This is a genomic window from Clostridium lacusfryxellense (genome assembly GCF_018861735.1).
In the GTDB taxonomy this organism is placed as follows: domain Bacteria; phylum Bacillota; class Clostridia; order Clostridiales; family Clostridiaceae; genus Clostridium_AD; species Clostridium_AD lacusfryxellense.
This window is the reverse complement of record NZ_JAHLEB010000125.1, coordinates 1-1,964: the sequence shown is the minus strand read 5'-3', so window position 1 is coordinate 1,964 and position 1,964 is coordinate 1. Positions and strand designations below refer to the sequence as shown.

1 protein-coding gene is annotated in these 1,964 nt (G+C 36.6%); it reads left to right on the top strand.

Features of this window, described 5'->3' with window-relative positions:
• The first annotated feature begins 558 nt into the window (after positions 1 to 558).
• Positions 559 to 1,869: a group II intron reverse transcriptase/maturase gene (gene ltrA / locus KPL55_RS25495; RefSeq protein ID WP_216309553.1), complete on the top strand. Its 1,311-nt coding sequence runs from the start codon at positions 559 to 561 to the stop codon at positions 1,867 to 1,869.
• The last annotated feature ends 95 nt before the right edge of the window (positions 1,870 to 1,964 follow it).

Here is a 1,964-nt window from a genome sequence, read left to right as displayed (position 1 = left end):
GTGCGAGCTGCGAAGCAGCACGCAAATGCGTGATGTTTCCTCTTGGAAGTGGAAATAATTCTATTTTCATTAGTAAGTTATTAACATACAGTAGGGAAACCCTATCAGGAAAGGTCTAACCAACCACCTGTACCTAGTCCTTGGAGCCGAAGTGGTAACATTAGGTTTAAGCGTAGGGCGGGGAACAAACGAGCCGAAACGAAAGTGAAGTTATTGAGCCACGAAATGATTATCAAATGAAGAGGTCGATACTGTGTTTACTGTAGCAGACAGCATTATATACATCGTAATGGTAAGAGGTATATAACTCTTCCGGGGTCTGAGTGCTTGGCGAGTTTGACGATAAGTATGTTATTAGAACAGCTGAGGTCCTATAATGTCTGAAAAATCAGTATGCGAAATCAAGCAAGGGAACGAGCAAGACGAGCAAATGTATCATAGGAAGTCCGACTAACTCATAGTACCATAGAAACCTGTGAAAGCAGATGGAGGGAAGGGGTTAGCACAACATAGCTTCGAGAAAAACGTGTAATTCTACAGACAGGAGAGCTGAATAATATGATTAACGAGTTACTTGGAATACAATACAATATAGAAAAAGCTAGACTCGATGGAAAGGTTCAGAACATTGCTTCATATATCAATGAAACTACGCTGAAAGCTATTCATAAGAAAATGGATGGGAATAAAGCAAAAGGAATTGATAAAGTAGCAAAGGAAGATTACTCTGTAAACTTAGAAGCAAACGTAGAAAATTTGGTAAAACGAATGAAAAGCGGAAGCTATAAGTCGGAACCTATAAGAAGAGTGTATATCCCGAAAGATGGAAGCAACAAAATGAGGCCGTTAGGCATATCGTGCTATGAAGATAAGTTAGTTGAAAATATTATAGCTCAGATATTGACCATGATATATGAACCGAAGTTCTTTAATGAATCTTTTGGATTCAGACCAAATAGGAGTTGTCATCAAGCGGTCAAAGAAATCATAGAAAATGTTCAGCACCACAAAGTAAGTTATATTGTGGAAGCAGATATAAAAGGTTTTTTTGATAACGTTGACCATGATTGGCTAATAAAATTTCTTGAACATGATATAGCAGATAAGAAGTTCATAGAAATAATAAAGAAATTTCTAAAAGCTGGAATTATGGAGGATGGTAAATATTTGGAAAGTGACAAAGGTACACCACAAGGAAACGGAGCTTCGCCGATTCTTGCTAATGTATATTTGCATTACGTATTGGATTACTGGTTTGAAGTCAAAATAAAACGCCAGTGTAAAGGAGAAGCGTATTTAATTAGATATTGTGATGATTTTGTATGTTGTTTTCAAAACAAATGGGAAGCAGAAGGGTTTTATCATAAGCTAATAGTAAGATTCAAGGAATTTGGATTAGAGCTTGCTTTAGAGAAAACAAAGATATTGGAATTCGGGAGGTTTGCCAGGCAAAACAGGGCGAAACAAGGATTGAGCAAACCCGAAACTTTTGATTTTCTAGGATTTACATTTTATTGTAGTTTAAATCGTGATAAGCGATTCTTTCGTTGCAAGGTTAAGACTAGTAAGAAGAAATTTCGAAGCAAAGTCAAGACAATGAAGGAATGGGTTAAGAATAATCGAATAATGCCTTTAGGTGAATTGTTTAAGAAAATTAATCAGAAACTTAGGGGGCACTATCAGTATTATGGAGTTACAGATAATACAAGAGGTGTGAAAAGTTATCAAAGTGTAGTTAAGTGGTTACTGTTCAAATGGCTTAATAAAAGAAGTCAAAGAAGAAGTTACACAATTGATACATTCTATAATGGTTTGCTTAAGACTTTTCCATTACTCGAACCACAAATAAAGGTAAGCTTATTCTATTGATGATTGGAAATATGGGGTGAAGAGCCGTATGCCTTAATAGGGCACGTACGGTTCCGTTGAGGAGCATGGGCGGTAACGCCTGTGTTTACTTAAGA

Excerpts from the sequence above, each read along its gene's own strand:
- ltrA (WP_216309553.1), top strand. The coding sequence starts at position 559 with ATGATTAACGAGTTACTTGGAATACAATACAATATAGAAAAAGCTAGA.